The organism is Pseudomonas sp. GL93, assembly GCF_003408955.1.
Taxonomy (GTDB): Bacteria; Pseudomonadota; Gammaproteobacteria; order Pseudomonadales; family Pseudomonadaceae; genus Aquipseudomonas; species Aquipseudomonas paracarnis.
Genome location: NZ_NKRF01000122.1, coordinates 13,117 through 31,754, shown reverse-complemented (window position 1 = coordinate 31,754; position 18,638 = coordinate 13,117). Strand labels below are relative to the sequence as shown.

The window sequence follows — 18,638 nt, the reverse complement described above, 5'->3', positions numbered from 1 at the left end:
CCCTATAACAAATACAGCGCCGCTGACAGAAGACACTCCAGCGGCCAACGCGGACAGCGAGTTGGCCGCGCTGTTTGCGCAAACGGTGAAAAAGCACATATCCAGCAATCAAGACCCACGCAAGGCAATCGTTGAAAATATCCCTGCGACGTCAACCTACGGAAAATGGCGAACTCATCTTCACGACATTCTCCAAAGCCCCGAGATGAAGCGTTGGGCAGCCGAGAAAAATATTGTGCTGTCAAAGCGAACCATGATCGATGTAAGTAACGGCACCCTCATCGTCCCGGGAGCGTTCGGCTTTGGAACCGTCGATTTAAGCGACTTTGCTGGCCGCGAGGTGCTCATGAACGCCGCTAAAACGCTAGCCCCCTATGGCGGCTTTATTTCGGTCGCTACAGAGAGCACGGCGAGCGTGTCAGAAGTCGCCAGGTTTCACGGTAAACCTATACCTATCAATGATTCCCTACCCCTGGCTGAGCAAACAGCGAGCATCACGGCGTACGCCGAAGGATTATTGCAGACATCCTTCACGTACGCAGAGGCGCTTAGTCCCTTCAAAGAGGACTTGAACCTTCAAAAATCGCAACTGGGTGACTTGAACAATCGAAGCGCCTTGAGTGCACAACTCGTTGGGCGTCTGGTTGCAAAGCTTGAAACAGCGTCCAATAGCGCTAATGCCTTCAGCTCTGACGAACAACGCTCCGCCCCTTTCACTGACGCCCAACTAGAGGTTTTCAAAGAGATCGTATTCCCCGTAGATCCCGAGTCATCCTATGCTCGGGAACACAACCTGAGCCCCAAAGACACCGTCAGCCTGCACCAGTACATGGTTGATGAGGGTATAACGATTCCGACGAACTATGATGAATTGATGAGGGTGGCAAAAGCCTTGCGTCGAGCGCCGCCGGTCAAGCCAGCCCTGGGTGATCTGGGCGGAGCGCTTTCATCGCCTACGCTGTTGAACGTTGAGGATCAGCGCAAGCTTCACGCCATAATTCGTCATGTATTGAAAGACGAATTAGACGACAACTTGTTGGCGCATTGGACCCGTAACTTGACCAACGTCAATGACGATCCTCACAGCGTGCTCGCCGATATTCTCCAGACAACTCGGGCACGATGGCTGGGACTCTCAGCCGAGGCCAAGCTGGGTGAACTGGCCTCGCCTACATCGCTGCAAGAGTGGATGCTTGCGGCGCTTTCGCTCTCACTGGAACAGGACCTGCACAGGTTTTCGCCCACCTCGGCGAGAACCACAGCCGCTGGATTCAACTTCGCCGATGCAGAGCTATCGGGCAAGAGCGCGTCCTTTATAAGAAACGCGATGGCTGACCACTTGATCAAGATGAAAAAAGCCACGCCTCGGACCGCGGCACTCGCCGTGGCTGTGCTGTTATCTCGAAAGGCGCCACACCTCTTGGTCAAAGATATACCTGAGCAAGTGACGTTCGGCTCCCACACATGGGTGCGTTTCACTACGGCAGTGGCGCGACTTGAAGCCCAGGCGCCCGGTTCAACCAGCAAGATGACGTTTGCTCAGGTCATGAGCCAGGCTGACGAGATACCGCTCACTCAAGAAGAACGGCTCGTTGAGCACCGCGCCCAAAACGAGGCGCTGAAAGACTGGGGCGTCGCTCAGGGCATCATCGGCGCGAAGCACGACGATGCCTATACAGATGAGCAGATGGGGGAAGTACGCAACGCCTATAAAGAGCAAGTGACTGAGTTGAGCGCAGCCTCCACAGCCTTTGCAACCGAGATGCCAGAATTTCACAAGAAAGTCCTGGAAAAGCTGCAGTCGCTTTTGCCGCACTTATCCCTGGCAGATCTTCAAGAAAAATGCATAACACGCGACAGTGCCGGGTATGACTTTCCTGGGCCTTACTCGATATTGGATTTATTCCTTACTAACCGGCTCGGGCCTAGGGATTCACAATGGCGGTCAAGCAATAGCAAAATAAGCCTGCCTGCTATTCGTGCCGGATTGAGCACGGAACGCTCGTTATTAGCAGATCTAAAGGTTGAATTTGAACGCGAATTTTCCGCCTACGTTGATAGCTATGAGGCGGCCATCACTGCGCAAACCAAGCACTTGATCGCCTCGTTGCCCATCGCTGACCGTAAGATGATTGAGTACGGGCAACTTACCGTTGCTCAACAATTTACCGTTCATCTCCCCCATACGACAGGGGTATTAACAAGCGTACCCAGGAATGAGTCGAAGATTTTTTTACGCAGCACCCTCGACGGAATAACACAGACTTATGAAATAGACTGGCAAAAAAATACCATCCTAAAACGGGATGATATGAATGATTTTAAAATCGGTCCTGTGCCCAGCAAGAGGGCCCCTATACCCAAAGGAATGAAACCTGGAGATTCCTTTGAACTCCTGGCGCCAGTGAGCCCTCCTGATGGGCATACAGAAAAATTACTCGACCAGACAAACGCCGCGCACCCTCCAAAAAGTTACTTTAGCGAGAGGACACGGTACATCGCGGGTGCCAAGTTGAAACTTGTCGACGCTCAGTCATATAAAAAGATGGCTCAAGGCATGACAACGTTCGAGACCGAAGAGTCTATCAACAAGAAAGTAGGCGAATTCTTCCTTAATCTTGTTCCACTTTACTCTGCCATCAATAATTTTTCGAAAGGTAATATCGGCGCCGGCATCGCTGACCTGGCGCTTGATGCCCTGGGTTTTTTTGTCGCCCTCGGCGCTGCCGCAAAAGGCGCCAAAGCACTGAAGATAGGAGCTTCCGCGTTTCGGCACGTCACGCGTGGGGCAAAAATCCTGTCGAGTGCCGTCGTCAGCTCGCTCAACCCACTGGACGGTGCAGGCGCGTTGCTGAAGACCCTGGGAACGGGCGGAAAACAACTTGCATCACTCGGCGCCAGAAAATTCGTCGAATGGGCTATGTCCGGGGCTGACAAATACGATGTGATAAAAAAGATCTTCAGCAACTTCGACGCCGGCGCGATAGGCACCGCCAAGATTAATGGAGAAATTGCAGAAGTCGCAGCGGTAACATGGAACGGCCGTTGGTATGCCTTGGACCCTATCACCCTTAAACCTCATGGCCTGCCGCTAAAGGACTTCCTGCCCTCTCCCCGAATAGAAGTGGATGATTTCAGAAAATGGGCGACTGCCACTTCGGCTCCCGATGTGCGCACCATTAGCGATGATATCGTCAATACATGGCGTAAAACTGTTAATGATCACCGTGGAAAGGCGGATTTTGACAATGGTTATCGTATTGGAGACGCGAGCAGTGTTCCGGGCTTGTCCAAAGTTAATAAGCCGGCGGACCTCATGGCCCTCGTCAGTAACGGTAACCTCACTGCTGAGCAAGTGGGTATCATTGTCAGAAAGTACGATGACTATGCCTACGAGTTTGGTCGACGCGGCGCTGCGCGGTTCACGGACAATATAGAGCCGCGCTTCGGCACGGTGTTTCCTATTCCGCAAGCGTCTTATATTGGAATGACATCCCAACTGTCTGAAGGGCAATGCGCTGCCATCTCGCGCATCATGGCGACCGCAATGGAGCAAGGGAAGGACCTCACATTCATTAAAAATCTGTATACCGCTGCGGCTTTCCCCTCGGACCCCGCGTGCAGACGCTTCATCGAAAAGTTGAATAAGCTTCAGCAAGGAACTCAAACCAAAACCGCCTTCTATGCCGGAAAAACCTCGGAGCTACTGTCCGTAAAGGACATGGTAAAAAAGCTGGACGGTCTTACGCCCCCCAAATCCATCATGATTGACGCGCCGGGCCATGCAATGGCCGCCGGTGTTAAAATCGAAGATGGCAAAAAAGTCTTTTGGTTTAACGACCCTAATTATGGTCTGGCAAAATTCGAGAGCTCAGACTTGATGCACGCGGGCCTGGACAAGCACTTTCGCGACAAAAAACTTGACGTATCCTATAAAACTCACGGTACTGATCGAAACACGTTAGAGTTCAATGTGTTTGAACACGACGACGAGTGGCGAAAAAAAAATAGCATATTCGATTCCGAGTTCGTCGAGCTGTATGACACCCCCTTGATCCCCTCAGGCCAGCCACGTGCCCTTTCCAGCCGAGAGCTGCAATTGAATTGGGAGAAACTGCACGCAAACCCAGACAATCAAGGGCTGATCTGTTACGAGGCATCCATGCGCGTGGGGGAAGCTGAAAAAACCCTGTCGCCTGAAGTATACAATGCCGTCAAAGCTGCCACAGGCCGCGGCGGTGGCACCAACTACACGGCCCGTTATCTCGAACTCATGGGCATCAAGCCCGACGGCATAAAAAAAACCTTCAACCCCGCCGAGATTACCGAGTCCGGCTTTCTCAATTTCAAGTATGCCAATGAAGGGGGGGACTTTGCCCACACTGTCTATATACAAAAAACCAACAACAATGAGTTGATCCTTTTCAATACCAATAGCCCGGACCTGGACTTGGCAATGCTCAAAAGTGGCCATCCTCTTAAGCAAAGCGGCGGGATGACGGTCTACACAATCAGCGGTGGCGACCACAAAGGTCTTCAAGATTTTATCGATGGACTCGGCGGAAAAGTCGGTTGGGAGTATGCGTACACGCCAGCCAGCCAGCTAAACGCAAATGTTCAGAAGGCAAAACGCTAAGTCTCTGAAGTACGCGGCGCCCTGATTGGGCGCCGCACTCCTTATGCGAGCAGACGCTGGATATGCTCTTGCAGCGTATCCAGATCAAACGGCTTGGCCAAAATCGGCGCATTGCGCGTGATCGGGCTGTGGCAGTCCAGAATCTCCTGCGGGTAACCGCTGATAAAGATCACTTTCAGCTCCGGACGCAATTTGATTGCAGGCTCGGCAATCTGCACGCCGGAGATCCCACCCGGCAGGCGGTAATCGGTGACCATCAGGTCCAGGTGCGGTTTGGTCGCAAGGATTTCGAAGGCCTGCTCCCCGTCGACCGCCTTCAAAACCCGGTAACCCAAGCCCGCCAGGTACTCACCCAGCACAAACATAATGGATTCGTCATCCTCGACGATCAGTACGACATCTTGTGCATCTTCACTCATGGGAAGCCTTTGTCCGGTCAATTGCTGCAGTTACGACCATGGGGTCACGCAGAGGTTGCGTTGAAGTGACGATTGATTTCACTCGGCCGCCTCTAGGGGCAGGCACACGCGAAACAGGGCGCCCTCGCCTATTTGGCTCTCGACCTCAATGGTGCCGCCATGGGCTGCCACGATCTGCTCGGAAATAAACAAGCCCAGGCCCAGGCCGGCTGCGGAATGGTTGGCAGATACCCGCTCGAACTGCTGGAAAATACGCTTCTGGTTCTCCTCGCTGATACCAATGCCGTGGTCGCGCACTTCTACCCGCGCTTCGCCATGCTCGGCATACACCCGCACCTGCACCGGACTCTTGGCCCCGTAGCGCAGTGCGTTGGTCAGCAGGTTGGTGATCACCTGTTCAATACGGAATTCATCCCAACAGCCTTCCACCGGGCTTTCGGCCTGCAACTGCATGGACGACTCGGCGGCTGCCACTTGCGGCGCGAAGTTATCGACCAGGTTGCGTACCAGTTGTGCCAGGTCGATGCGCGCCGGGCGAATCGACAGCTTGCCCGTGCGGATACGCGACACGTCGAGCATGTCTTCGATCAAGCGAATCAGGCTCTGGATCTGCCGCTCATCGCGGTCAACCATGGCGTGCATCTTGTCCAGAGTAAACGCCGCGGCGTTGTCCCGGGCCAGGTGCATCTTACGCAGTTGGGTCTCCAGGATCAGCCCGTTGAGGGGCGTACGCACTTCGTGGGCGACAATCGACATGAAGTCGTCACGCATGCGCACCGCCTGTTCCAGCTCGGCCTGGGTGGCCTGCAGGCGCGTGAGCAACAGTTCCTGCTCGCGGCGGCTGCGCTCCAGTTCCTCGACTTGCAGCTTCATCGCCTTGCTTTGGCGATACAGGTCGACGAACACGTTGACCTTGCTCTTGACCGCATGGATATCCAGCGGCTTGTGCAGGAAGTCCACCGCGCCGCTTTCATAGCCCTTGAAGGCGTAGTTGAGTTCGCGGCCAGCGGCGCTGACAAACACGATGGGGATGTTCTTGGTCTTTTCGGTGCCGCGCATCAGTTCGGCCAGTTCGAAACCGTTCATGCCAGGCATCTGCACGTCGAGGATCGCCATGGCGAATTCATGTTCCAGCAACAGGGACAACGCCTCGTCGGCACTCAGTGCCTTGAAGACCTGGCGATCCTCACGCTTGATCAGCGCCTCGAGGGCCAGCAGGTTTTCCGGCAGATCGTCGACGATCAGCAGTTTGGCCTGGACAGTACTTAACATGGGAAAGGTTCCAGGGAAGCCAGCAATGAGCCGATTCGGCTCAAGGAAAGAATATGGTCAGGTGTGTGCAAGGCCAGGGCCGCCAGGGGCATGACGGCAATGCGTGCCTCTTGTGGGTCCTGCACGATGGTAGTGCCACCCGATTGCTTGACGTGGGCCAGCCCGCTTGCGCCGTCCTGGTTGGCGCCGGTCAACAAAATGGCGAGCAGGCGGCGCCCATACACATCGGCCGCCGAGGAAAACAGGTAATCGATGGCCGGCCGGGAATGGTGAACTCGGTCTTCCTGGCTCAGGGACAGGCTGCGGTCCTGCTCTACCGACAGATGATAACCGGGCCCGGCAAAATACAAGGTGCCCGCCTCCAGCGCTTCTTTGTCCCGAGCTTCCTTGACCGGGATGTTCAGGCGCCGCGCAAAGACATCCGCCAGTTGGCTGCGGCGCTCGTCTGGCAGGTGCAGCACGGCGATGATCGGCAGGCCGAAGCTGCTCGGCAGTTGGCCAAAAATACTCAGCAACGCCTCGACGCCGCCGGCGGAAGCGCCGACGACGATGGCTTCGATCCCACGAATCGGGGTGTCTGGCACGTCGGTCATGATTTTCGGTAGATCCGTTCCTGCTTGACCAAGGGCTCGAATTGCTTGCTATAGGCGGAAAAATCCAGGGTTTCCTTGCTGCCCAGCACCAAAAAGCCGCGATGACACAGCGACTCATGAAACAAGCCAAACGCTCGATCTTGCAATTTCTTATTGAAATAAATCAATACGTTACGGCATGAGATTAATTGAGTTTCTGAGAACACGCTATCGGTCGCCAGGCTGTGATCGGCAAAGGTCACGTTCTCGCGCAATGTCTTGTCGAAGATCGCGTAATCGTAAGCCGCTGTGTAGTAGTCGGCAAATGAACGTTGCCCGCCGGCCTGCTGATAATTGGCGGTGTAGGCGCGCACGTTCTCCAGCGAGAAGATGCCTTGCTTGGCTTTTTCCAGCGACGCCGGGTTGATGTCTGTGGCGTAGATGATGGTGCGTTCCAGCAGGCCCTCTTCACGTAACAAGATGGCCATCGAATACACCTCCTCCCCTGTGCTGCAACCGGCGATCCAGATCTTGATCGACGGGTAGGTCTTGAGCAACGGCACGACTTCCTGGCGAATCGCCAGGAAGTGCGACGGGTCGCGAAACATCTCGCTCACCGGGATGGTCAAGAATTGCAGCAACTGCATAAAGGCCGACGGGTCGTGCAATACGCGCTCTTGCAGTGCAGAAATGGTCGCGCAGTCGAACTGACGCAAGGCATGGGCCACACGGCGTTTGACCGACGCACCCGAGTAGTCGCGAAAGTCATAGCTGTACTTGAGGTAAATCGCCTCGATCAACAGGCGCAGCTCAATATCGCTGCTCTTATCCAAGAAACACTGCTCCACTTAAATGCGTTCCATCTTCGGTAGCCATACGCGAATCAGTGAGAACAGGCGGTCCAGGTCAATCGGCTTGGCCAGGTAATCGTTTGAGCCTGCTGCCAGGCAACGTTCCTGATCGTCCTTCATGGCCTTGGCCGTCACGGCAATGATTGGCAGTTTTTTCCAGCGTGGGTCCTGGCGGATCAAGGCGGTGGCCTCGTAACCGTCCATCTCCGGCATCATCACGTCCATCAGCACCAGGTCGATATCTTCGACTTCATTGAGTTTATCGATAGCTTCTTGGCCGTTACGCCCGATCACCACCACAGCACCTTTGTGCTCCAGGGCGCTGGTCAGGGCGAAGATATTGCGTACATCGTCATCCACCAACAGGATTTTGCGGCCTTCGAAGACCTTGTCGCGGCTGCGGGCGGTCTTGAGCATCTTCTGGCGGTCATGGGACAACTGCGATTCGACTTTGTGCAGAAACAACGTGACTTCGTCCAACAAGCGCTCCGGGGAGCGCGCGCCCTTGATGATGATCGAACGCGAATACTTGCGCAGCTCCGCTTCTTCATCACGGGTCAGGTTGCGTCCGGTGTAGACGATCACCGGTGGGAACGAACAGATATCCTCGGTGGCCATGCGTTTGAGCAGCTCGTTGCCGAGCATGTCCGGCAGCTTGAGGTCGATGATCATGCAGTCGTAGATGGTGGTGCGCAACAGGTCGAGGGCCTCCTGGGCGAAGCCTACGGCAGTGATCTCGATGTCATCGTCGCCGATCAGGCGGGCAATGCTGTCGCGCTGCAGGTCATCGTCTTCCACCAGCAGGATGCGTTTGACCTTCTGCGTCAACTTGGCTTCCAGGCGCGCGAACACGTCCTTGAGTTCTTCGCGGGTGGTGGGCTTGACCGCATAACCGATGGCACCCATGTGCATGGCGGCTTCGACGCGGTCTTCCACAGAAATCACGTGCACCGGGATGTGGCGCGTGTTGGCGTGTTCCTTGAGGCGCTGCAGCACAGTCAGCCCGGAATGGTCTGGCAGGCGCATGTCCAGCAGGATCGCGTCCGGAATGTATTGCTCGGCGAGGCTGTAGCCCTCGTCGGCACCGTGGGCGACCAGGCAGTGGTAACCCAGCTCGTGGGCGAGGTCGAACAGGATTCGCGCAAAATTCGGTTCGTCTTCCACTACCAGGATGCAACGGGTGCTGAACGGCGCTTTTTCGCGGTCATCGGCAAAGCGTGGGATCAGCTTGGCGTCGGCTACCGGCAGCGGCGAAACCTTGACCGGCGCAGGCGTTGGTGCGACCACCACTTGACGCGGTGGCTCGATCGTCGCCGCGTCCTCGTCGCGCTCGACATACTGTTCAGGCAATACGAGCGTGAAAATGCTGCCCTTGCCCGGTTCGCTGGTCACACTGATATAGCCACCCAGCAAGGTGGCCAGGTCACGGGAAATCGACAAGCCCAAACCAGTACCGCCATAACGGCGATTGGTGGTGCCGTCGGCCTGACGGAAGGCTTCGAAGATGCTTTCCTGTTGATCCGGGGCGATACCAATGCCGGAGTCGCGCACAGTAAAGGCAATGCCCTCCCCCGGCGCACGGGACACCGACAGGCTGACCTCGCCCTGCTCGGTGAACTTGATGGCGTTGGACAACAGATTCTTGAGGATCTGCTCCAGGCGCTGGCGATCCGTAAACAGCAGGGTTGGCGAGCCTTGCTGCACGTCCACCTGGAAGGCCAGCTTGCGGTCCATTGCCAGCGGCTCGAACATGCCGCGCAGGCCGTCCACCAGGCGCTCGACGCTGGCATTTTCCGGGCGCACTTCCAGCTTGCCGGCCTCGACCTTGGAAATATCCAGGATGTCGTTGATCAGGTTGAGCAAGTCATTGCCGGCCGAATAGATCGACTCGGCAAACTTGACCTGCTCGGCACTGAGGTTTTCCTGAGGGTTATCAGCCAGCAGCTTGGCCAGGATCAGCGAACTGTTGAGCGGCGTGCGCAGCTCATGGGACATGTTGGCCAGGAATTCGGATTTGTATTTGCTGGAACGCTGCAGCTCATCGGCGCGGTCTTCCAGCTCAAGCTGGGCCTGGTTCAGCTCGATGTTCTTGCGGTCCATGGCGTCGCGCTGTTCGGCCAGGGTCTGGGTCTGTTCGGCCAGTTGCTCGTTAGTCTGCTCCAGCTCAGCCTGTTGGGTTTCCAGGTGGGCCTGGGACTCCTTGAGGATGCGCGACTGTTCTTCCAACTCTTCGTTGGCGGTCTTGAGTTCTTCCTGCTGCACTTGCAGCTCTTCGTTGAGCTGCTGGGTTTCGGCCAGCACTTCCTGCAAGCGCTGGCGATAGCGTGCGGCTTCGATGGAGGTGCCGATATTGCCGGCAATCAGCTCCAGCAATTCGATATCGCGCTCATCCAGGGGGCGCAGGAAGCCCAGCTCAACTACGCCGTTGACGCGGTCATCATCGCTGGTCGGCATCACCAGAATGCTGCGAGTGGCCCCTTCGCCAAGACCGGAACTGACCTTGAAGTAGTCCACCGGCACATCATCCAGGCGAATCAGGCGATCGAGCTGAGCGGCCTGCCCGACGATGCCTTCGTCGCTGTAGATCGACTGTTCCTGTTGTTCCTGCTCGCGGGAGAAGCCATAAGTAGCCACGCGCTTGAGGCCGCCGTGCTCTTCGCGCACGTACAGCGCCGCGACGGCCGAGCCCATGTACTGAGCGAAGAACTGCAAGATATTGCGCCCCAGCATATTCAGAGTCAGTTGGCCCAGGACTTGTTCGGCCAGCTCGGTCTGCCCATTGCGCAGCCAGGCGGTTTGCTCCAGGCGCCGTGCAATCTTCTTTTGCGACGCGAGGTTTGCGCTATAACTTTCTGAAAGTGCTATTAAATTCCTCCTGCCGATATAGGCAAGAAAACCACTCAGCCCCAGCACGAACACCAAATACAGGGTGACGCTGATGACGGTGGTGCGCGTGACCTCGTTGTTACGGGTGATCCGGAATTGCTGCTCCATCGCCACCGCGTCTTCATATTCCTTGCGAATTTCATCGGTGAGCCGCTTGCCCCGGCCCGCCTTGACCGCACCACGGTAATCACCGCTGTTGCGCTGCAGCTCAATCATCGACTGCGCGTAGTTGTTCCATTCGGTTTGCAAGGATTCCAAGCGTTTGAGCCGGTCAACCTGCTGCGGATTATCGGCTACCAGGTCTTGCAGATTGCGCAGGTCGGCAATGATCCTCGGCTTGGCCACTTCATAAGGGTCAAGGAAATGCTCGTCGCCGGTGATCAGGAAGCCGCGCATACCTGTTTCCAGGTCAACCGTCAGTTTGGACGTCTCATTGAGGTTGTTAATGACGCGGTCGGTGTGCTCCACCCACTGGATCACCGAGAGCAAATAGGTAATCAGGCAGACGAAAAACACCGCGCTGAGCACGCCCACGCCCAAGGGCAGGGCCACGTTCCGGCTCAGCAGGGTACGAAAGCTTTTTTCATCGACGGACGACGCGGGTGTCATGGGCATTGCCTTGGCCAAGTGCGGAAAAACCGGGAGTTTGCCCCAAAGTTGCGCTTGAACGCTATTTTTCTAAGGCTGAAATACACAAGAACCATCACCCACGATAAAAAAGTTCGCCATGACATCCCCCCATTTACATTCAGTTATTGACGTTATTTCTCACATAGCAGAGAAGGAGGTATCGGAACCTGCGCCTTCCACCTGTCCACTCAGGAAGGCGTCTCGGGACAAGGAGGCTCCAGTAGGAGGGCGCATTTCCTATTCAGTAAGGTTTATCTATCATGATGAATATCCAACGACGTGCTTTGTCCACTGTATCAACCGCCATTCCATTCCCTGAAGAAACGCAAGCCGCCGCCCCGCCTCCAACTCAATCGACCCTCTCGCCCGCCCCTGTGCGCAGCAGCCTGATACCTCCCCGAAGAACCGGTCTGGCCGCCCAACTGGCAGACAAAGAAAATTTGAAATCACTGGGCCAAAAACTCCAGCAAATGGCAGCGAAACTGGGTACAGACGCGACGCCCTCAGCCGTACTGGCCGTGCTGGGTAGCACGCCGCTGGATATTCACCCTGGATCTTCCTACGCTGAAGAAGCGGGTGGCAGTGTGACCCTGGAAACCTTCATCAAGAAGTTCCTGGAGTTGCCTTTACCCAGCAGTCATTTTCACCTCGTGGGCCTTGCATCCACGGTGACCAGCCGCTCTTTGGACAACCCGTTGGGCAACCTGAGTGGCGCGCTGTCCTGGCCGGTGCCCTTGAACGGGGATGAGCAACGACGCTTGCGTAATATCACCATGAATCAAGAACACGCGTTGGGTGATAAGCCATTGGTGATGCAAACCAAAGGCGGTGTGTTGGAGTTCCTGCGCTACCAGCAACCCATTACGACGGGACCACAGGATGACCCGGCTAAAATACTGCAGGCGCTGATCAGTACCCCGCAGGCACAGTTGATGGGCAAGAACCTGCAGGAGCAGATGCAAGGGCTTGCCAGCGCCAGCAGCGTGACCGATTACTTGCTGGCGGGAATCACATTGCAGTTGGCCGCGGAGTCGATTACCGACCCTCATCGCAATAAAATTGCCGGTTTCGATCTGGCCAGCAAGGAGAACTGGGGCAAACCTGCGTCCACAATCATAGATAGCCTGAATAATTGGCTGATCGATAAAGGCAGAACGTCCCCGGAAATGGCTAAGGTGGGTAGCTACCTGCTGCTGGCCGGCCGTGCTCCGGAGTACCTGATTAAGGACATCCCCGCCACTGTGAAACTCGGCGGTTCGCTTTGGACCCAACTGACCATCGCCGCCGCTAAAATCGAAGCCCAGACGCCTGGCCGCGTCCCCGGCATGAGCTATGCCGAAGTGCTGATTGCAGCAGAGTCCTTGCCAGCCGACACCTACGCCGTTCAAACGGCCCAACGTGATGCCTTGATACTTTGGGGGATGACGCGAAACCTGCTGTCCCCCCATGACAGCGAACCGACATCTTCACAAATCGAACAGGTCAGAGAGGCTTACAACGACCATCTGAAAACGCTTATGAATATCTCGTCTTCCATGCAAGTACCTATCCCTACTCGCACAGAGATGGGGCTTAACTGCCTGAAAGCCGAGTTTCCCGACGTTGATCCGGCGGTTTTCGAAGCCCGTGTATTGGCCAAGCGCTACACCGGCAATGGCCGTGCTCCCAGCGGTGACCCGAGAATGCGCTCCATGCTCGATATTCTGTTGGAGGGGGAGCCTTTAGGCGAGCGATACGCATGGATAACCAACGACAAACGTATTCCCATCACTGCGTTCAATCGCTTTGCCCGCACCGAAAAGTGTAATGTCACCCCGGCGTTCATGGACCAATATGAAAAGGCTATAACGGCACAAAAGGAAGGCCACCATGGGATGGTCAAACATCTGATTGGCGAGTTGCCACTGGAAGATCGCAAAAACCTTGAACTCGGGAAATTGGAATATTTCTACAACGATGAATACCGCAAAACAAAGAAAGGCCGTTTAGAGTTGGTCAAACGTGATCGTACCTTATATGTAAAAACCACCCGAGAGGGCGTGGAAAACCTTTACCACATCAACACCAGCGCCGGCAGTGTCGAGAATAAAACCGAGCTGATTTCAAACTTCCCCGGCATGCGCTCCCTTGAAAAAGGCAATGGGGCTGCAGAACAACTCTTCGCTATATCGAGGTCTTATCACCCTTTCACTGACTCTCCCGCCCCCAACTCAGCAGAAAAACCTGGCAGTGATGCAATTCCCAATAGCTTCGACTCCAGCCGAACTAATGCGATTGCCAGTTTCTACCTGGAAAAAATGGACCTCGACCGTAAGGAATTACTCGATTACGCTAAAAGCGTTACGTCCTTCGAACAGGACCGGATGGGCGATAGTCAGGTGGGTGAGTTCCTGCTCAATCTGATCCCCTTTCGTTCTGCCGTTAACAACATTCGGCAAGGCAATTATGGCGAGGCGGTGTCTGACCTGGCCTTCGATATCTTCGGATTCCTCACCTTTGGCGCGGGTAAAGCGGCGCAAGCAGGCAACACCGCGCTCAGGGGCGCGCGGACCTTGAGCGCTGCCGCCAGGGCTGCCAAGGCAGCAAAGTTCGTCGGTGCAATGGCAATCGACTCACTCAACGTACTCGGCGGATTGGTCAGTGGGATAAAGGGGGTTGGCACCCTGCTCCACAAGGTTGCTACCCGGGGGGGCGAGTGCGTGAACATGCTCAAAGGCGCAACAGGCACTTATGACGTGCTTAAAGCCGCCAGTAAACAGCAGGGCATCGTCGCAACCGGCACTTACAAGGTTAGCGAGACGACGATAGAAGGCGGGGCGGTGTTTCGAGAGGGCAAGTGGTACGCCTATGACCCGATCGAGCAGAAACCTTACGGGGCTGCGCTTGTTGGTTTCACGCCTGCAACGGTTGCAGCCAATGGGCAGATAAACAGCAACTTTATTGACTGGCTAGCCAGGTATGCTGCACCCAATCCAACTACCAGCCGCGAGATGTTCAGAGACGCATTGGAGACCGCTCAGAAAAATGACGGTGTTGCTTACAAGCGGGGCTTTGACTCGGGACGGGTCGAGGATGTCCCAGGCTATCACCCGACGATGAAGCAATCGGAGGTAAGGAGTCTGGCGGTCTCGAAGGTCAATAATCCTGAAGCGGTAGGTACATTGGCCAAGGAAATACAAAAGCGTATGGCGCACAATAGTCTTGCACACTACAACGCTTTCCAGAATGAGGTGGTTGCCCAGGGTGGTAAAGCCTATGCGATGCCACAAAATCTCTATCTCAGCCAAACGGACCTGGCTTCAAATGGAGAGTGTGCAGCCATCGTGAATACCATGGCGCTGGCTATTCTGCGCGGTCGCAGGGATGAGTTCATCGGTAACTTCATGAAGGCCGTCGGGAATGCTGACAATACCAACGTCAAGGCCTTTCGCAGGGAGCTGAACCAAATGCATCAGGTTCTCAGTGGTCAGTATCACGGCACACAGCCCTTCAGCCAATTACCGTACACAGGCATCATCAACGAACTGAGTAAGGCAACACCTCCGACACTCTTGAGTATCAGCACCAAAGATCACGGGCTGCTGGCAGGGGTGACCTTGAACTCAAACAACCAGAAGGAATGGTTTTTCTTCAACCCCAACTTCGGGTTGGCAACATTCCCGGATGAAGCCTCAATGCGCAAAGGGCTGGAAGTCTCTTTGAACAGCGGGTGGAGCGCAGGCACGCTTAATCCTGTCGACGTTGTCAGCGGCGTACCCGAATTCAACGTCAGCTATTTCAACGAGCAGAGCTTTATCAACACCGTGCCATACAACAACCCGTACGCTCTGATCAACGCAAATATTTAAGCTTCGTTTGAATCACCTGCGTCAATGGCAGTGGCGGATATTGCCATTGACGTTCTACCTTTTTTTCGTCGCTGCCGTTGCCAGCTTGACTCCATTGCGCCAAGTACCTGATGCACCGCACTCAACGCGACATTTTCCACTATTCCCTTCACAATGCCCTCTCCCAACGGAACTTGCCGAGATCGACGCGACTCATTAGAGAATGGTCTTTCAAACGTTGAAGAGACACCCTTCATTTTTTCAGGAATATCCCTTATGCCCGCCGCCTCCACCATCCTTGTAGTCGAAGACGACGCCATCGTGCGCATGCTGATCGTCGATGTCCTCGAAGAGTTGGAGTTCACGGTGCTCGAAGCCGCGGATGCTGGGGAAGCACTGGCGAAGGTGCAAGATACCAACCAGGTCATCGACCTGATGATGACCGACGTTGGCCTGCCCGACATGGACGGCAAGCAATTGGCAACCAAAGTCCGCGAACTGCGCGCCACCCTGCCGATTCTGTTTGCCAGCGGCTATGCCGAAAATATCGATGTGCCCGCCGGCATGCAGGTGATTGGCAAGCCGTTCTCGATTGATCAATTGCGTGACAAAGTCAAATCCATGCTCTAACGCCCCTTCCCTACCGTCCTTTGCAGAGATTAACGTGACGTCCGGCCAATAAAACAGGAAACTCAGCGCCTTCACGCCACGCTCTCAGATAGCACTCAGGAAGGACGCAACAACATGATTGGAAAACCGACGCGCCTGCTGTTGGCGAGCCTCTCGATACTCATGAGCTCCGGCGCCTGGGCTGACTTCACCGCAAGCCCCAGCGAAGCCCGGGCCATCGCCAAGGAAGCCTACCTGTACGGCTTCCCGGTGGTGCAGATGTACAAGACGCTCTACACCCAGGCCGTTGACAAAGGCGGCGCCCACTTCAAGGCGCCGTTCAACCGTATCGACAACAGCGCCCAGGTGCTCACCCCCAAGGACAACGCAGTTACCACCCCGAACGTCGACACGCCCTACTCGTTCGTGTGGATGGACCTGCGCAAAGAACCTCTGGTGTTGACCCTGCCCAAGATTGAAGACAACCGCTATTACTCGGTGCAGTTGATCGACCTCTATACGCAGAATTTCGCCTACCTGGGCACCCGCAGCACCGGCAATAACGGTGGCCACTACATGATCGCCGGGCCTGACTGGAAAGGTCAGCAGCCGGTGGACATCGACCGTGTGGTCTACAGCGAAAGCAACATCGCCTACGCGCTTTATCGCACGCAGCTGTTTGATGACAAGGACCTGGGCAAGGTCAAGCAGATCCAGAGCGGCTACAAAGTGCAGCCGCTGAGCAGCTATGTGAAGCAACCTGCCCCGACCAAGGTACCGAAGGTCCAGTGGCCCAAGCCGATGGCAACCATGACCGAAGGCCCGCAACTGTTTCGTTACCTGAATTTCATGCTGGCCTTCGCCGCGCCCCAGGACAGCGAAAAAGACCTGCTGGCGCGCTTTGCCAGAATCGGTATTGCCCCAGGCGCACCGTTCAAGGTCAACCAGTTGACTGCCGAGCAGCGCAAGGCCCTGGAAGACGGCATCGCCGATGGTCGTGCTGAATTCGCGGCGTTCAAGAAGGCCAAGGTGGATACCCACCAAGTAACCGGCGCAGACCTGTACGGCAGCCGCGATCACCTGCAAAACAACTACCTGTACCGCTACGCCGGTGCCGAGTTGGGGATGTTCGGCAACTCCAGTGATGAAGCCGTGCACTTGAGCTACGTCATCGACAGCGAGGGCAAGCCGGCCAATGGGGCGCGCCACAGCTACACCGTGCATTTTGCCAAGGACCAACTGCCGCCGGCCGATGGGTTCTGGTCGCTGACAATGTACGACGCCAAGACCAAATTACTGGTGCCCAACCACAAGAAGCGCTACCTGATCAACTCGCAGATGTTGCCCAGCCTCAAGCTCGACGCGGAGGGTGGCTTGACCCTGGCATTGCAACACCACGAGCCACCCAAGGCTGAGCAGAGCAACTGGTTGCCTGCCCCGCCCGGCCCGTTCTATGCGGTCCTGCGCATTTACCTGCCCAAGCCTGAAGTCGCTAGCGGCCAGTGGAAGCTACCCGCGTTGACGCCGCTTAAATAATCTTTGCGAATAAAAAAGCGCGGCGGGTGATTACCCGCCGCGCTTTTTTTGACTCAGTGTTTTTTCAGTTTCACGTAGGACTGGTGCAGGTCCGACGCCCAACCGTCGATGACGTTTTTCACATCGTCGGCTTTCATTACTTGGGAGTCATTAGCCAGCGGCTTGCCGGTGCCTTTTCGCACCACTTGGGCCAGCACTTTATGAGTGGCGCCGTCGAGAAACTGCGCCTCCGTACCCAGGGTGGTTTCCTGGTCGCGAATGCCGGTGCCCGTACTCACTGCCGCGGCCACCAGGGCGACGGGAATAAACTCATAAGGCTTGAGGCTCTCGGTCTTGCTGCTCACGGCGGTAATCGCCGCCCTTACCACGATCACTCCAGGGCCAGGGGCATTGGCCACGGGCAATGACTGAGCCAGCTCGCGCTTGAGCGCCTGGTTGTAATAGTCATTGATGCCCCGCAACGTGCTCTCGGGAATCCGGGAAGTGGCCTGGGGCTTGGGGTAAAACTGGGTGGGCTCGATGTACACCGCCGTGTAACGGCTCAGGTCCAGCTGTGGATCAACCCAGCGCATCACCTCGGCCCCCGAGGGTGACTTGGCTTCCTTGAGCTGACTGTAGTTGGAAAGAAACCCTGAATACTCATTCGGTTGCACCACCTTGCTCGCGCAACCGGCCAAACCCAGCGAGGCGACGCACAGTGTGCCGATCATTAGCCTTAGCTTCATTAGTGAACTCCCTGGCGACCATCATCGTAAGAACGAGTGGTAGGTATAGCCAATATCGGGGCATTGCACCTCATTTAACGATTCAACGGTGGGAGCGTCACCTCGGTCCTGGGCGTGTCGAACGAAGGATGCTCTGATAGAAGGCGCTGCCACTGCATTCGAAACCAGGGCGTGAATGGCGCTCGGGGCTCTGCAAGCTGGGCCGTTATTTCGGCGCGGGTCTGCCACTTGATGTCGCTGACTTCCTCTGGGACGGGCAAGACCTCAGCATCAGATTGAGCAACCAGCACATGACAGAGCTCATGCTCGGCACCGATCGAGCCAAACAAAGCATGGTACTCAAAGTGATAGAGCACACGGCACGAAGCCCAAATGCCTAGCTCTTCGCGCAGACGACGAGAGGCGGCATCCAGAATAGTCTCGCCAGGTGCAGGATGACTGCAGCAAGCATTCGACCAGAAACCTGGCCAAAGCATTTTATCCGCTGCCCGACGCTGAAGCAGATGACGCCCGCGGCTGTCAATCAAGTGCACTGAGAAAGCGCGATGAAGCTGCCCGGCTCCCAGGTGAGCATCGCGTTTATCACACACTCCAATCTGTACATCCTGTGCATCGACTAACACTACCTCGTGGATCATGCTGTATCTCCTTCTGTGCAATGAGGCGCGCGCCACA

Annotated in this window: 11 protein-coding genes; 4 read left to right on the top strand and 7 right to left on the bottom strand. The window is 55.9% G+C overall.

What is annotated here, in order from left to right; genetic code table 11:
- The first annotated feature begins 61 nt into the window (after positions 1-61).
- Entirely contained in the window at positions 62-4,636 is a 4,575-nt protein-coding gene (locus tag CER19_RS28870) for a hypothetical protein (RefSeq protein WP_218568486.1), read from the top strand.
- Between the two features lie 41 nt (positions 4,637-4,677).
- On the opposite strand, the gene CER19_RS25405 is transcribed toward CER19_RS28870, so the two are convergent.
- The 5 genes from CER19_RS25405 to CER19_RS25385 form a co-directional block, all read right to left on the bottom strand.
- Positions 4,678-5,055, bottom strand: a complete 378-nt coding sequence (locus tag CER19_RS25405) for a response regulator (protein WP_034135014.1) — start codon at positions 5,053-5,055, stop codon at positions 4,678-4,680.
- 78 nt (positions 5,056-5,133) lie between these two features.
- Positions 5,134-6,327: a hybrid sensor histidine kinase/response regulator gene (locus CER19_RS25400; protein WP_116668407.1), complete on the bottom strand. Its 1,194-nt coding sequence runs from the start codon at positions 6,325-6,327 to the stop codon at positions 5,134-5,136.
- Positions 6,321-6,920 (bottom strand): chemotaxis protein CheB, encoded by a 600-nt coding sequence (locus CER19_RS25395; protein WP_116668406.1) that lies wholly within the window; start codon positions 6,918-6,920, stop codon positions 6,321-6,323. Before CER19_RS25395 ends, CER19_RS25400 begins: the two co-directional genes overlap by 7 nt.
- The gene (locus tag CER19_RS25390; protein WP_178088130.1) at positions 6,917-7,747 is read right to left on the bottom strand and encodes a protein-glutamate O-methyltransferase CheR; all 831 of its coding nucleotides are present in this window, start codon (positions 7,745-7,747) and stop codon (positions 6,917-6,919) included. The genes CER19_RS25395 and CER19_RS25390 overlap by 4 nt, the downstream gene beginning before the upstream one ends.
- Positions 7,748-11,245 (bottom strand): response regulator, encoded by a 3,498-nt coding sequence (locus CER19_RS25385; RefSeq protein WP_116668405.1) that lies wholly within the window; start codon positions 11,243-11,245, stop codon positions 7,748-7,750.
- Between the two features lie 281 nt (positions 11,246-11,526).
- On the opposite strand from CER19_RS25385, the gene CER19_RS25380 reads away from it, so the two are divergent.
- From CER19_RS25380 to CER19_RS25370, 3 genes are all read left to right on the top strand, one after another.
- Positions 11,527-15,114: a hypothetical protein gene (locus tag CER19_RS25380; RefSeq protein WP_133298365.1), complete on the top strand. Its 3,588-nt coding sequence runs from the start codon at positions 11,527-11,529 to the stop codon at positions 15,112-15,114.
- Between the two features lie 255 nt (positions 15,115-15,369).
- The gene (locus CER19_RS25375; RefSeq protein WP_116668403.1) at positions 15,370-15,723 is read left to right on the top strand and encodes a response regulator; all 354 of its coding nucleotides are present in this window, start codon (positions 15,370-15,372) and stop codon (positions 15,721-15,723) included.
- Positions 15,724-15,837: 114 nt separating this feature from the next.
- A complete protein-coding gene (locus tag CER19_RS25370) occupies positions 15,838-17,238 on the top strand; it encodes a DUF1254 domain-containing protein (protein WP_116668402.1) in 1,401 nt (466 codons plus the stop codon).
- Positions 17,239-17,291: 53 nt separating this feature from the next.
- Here CER19_RS25370 and CER19_RS25365 read toward each other — a convergent pair whose 3' ends face one another.
- Positions 17,292-17,963 carry a DUF3313 domain-containing protein gene (locus tag CER19_RS25365; RefSeq protein WP_116668401.1) on the bottom strand — a complete coding sequence of 224 codons (672 nt, stop codon included), beginning with the start codon at positions 17,961-17,963 and terminating at the stop codon, positions 17,292-17,294.
- A 74-nt stretch (positions 17,964-18,037) separates the two neighbouring features.
- Positions 18,038-18,601, bottom strand: coding sequence for an isopentenyl-diphosphate Delta-isomerase (idi, locus tag CER19_RS25360; protein WP_116668400.1), 564 nt, complete (start codon positions 18,599-18,601; stop codon positions 18,038-18,040).
- Positions 18,602-18,638: the final 37 nt, after the last annotated feature.

Excerpts from the sequence above, each read along its gene's own strand:
- CER19_RS25370 (WP_116668402.1), top strand. The coding sequence starts at position 15,838 with ATGATTGGAAAACCGACGCGCCTGCTGTTGGCGAGCCTCTCGATACTC.
- CER19_RS25395 (WP_116668406.1), bottom strand. The coding sequence starts at position 6,920 with ATGACCGACGTGCCAGACACCCCGATTCGTGGGATCGAAGCCATCGTC.
- CER19_RS25385 (WP_116668405.1), bottom strand. The coding sequence starts at position 11,245 with ATGACACCCGCGTCGTCCGTCGATGAAAAAAGCTTTCGTACCCTGCTG.
- CER19_RS25400 (WP_116668407.1), bottom strand. The coding sequence starts at position 6,327 with ATGTTAAGTACTGTCCAGGCCAAACTGCTGATCGTCGACGATCTGCCG.
- CER19_RS25375 (WP_116668403.1), top strand. The coding sequence starts at position 15,370 with ATGCCCGCCGCCTCCACCATCCTTGTAGTCGAAGACGACGCCATCGTG.
- CER19_RS25365 (WP_116668401.1), bottom strand. The coding sequence starts at position 17,963 with ATGAAGCTAAGGCTAATGATCGGCACACTGTGCGTCGCCTCGCTGGGT.
- CER19_RS25405 (WP_034135014.1), bottom strand. The coding sequence starts at position 5,055 with ATGAGTGAAGATGCACAAGATGTCGTACTGATCGTCGAGGATGACGAA.
- CER19_RS25380 (WP_133298365.1), top strand. The coding sequence starts at position 11,527 with ATGATGAATATCCAACGACGTGCTTTGTCCACTGTATCAACCGCCATT.
- idi (WP_116668400.1), bottom strand. The coding sequence starts at position 18,601 with ATGATCCACGAGGTAGTGTTAGTCGATGCACAGGATGTACAGATTGGA.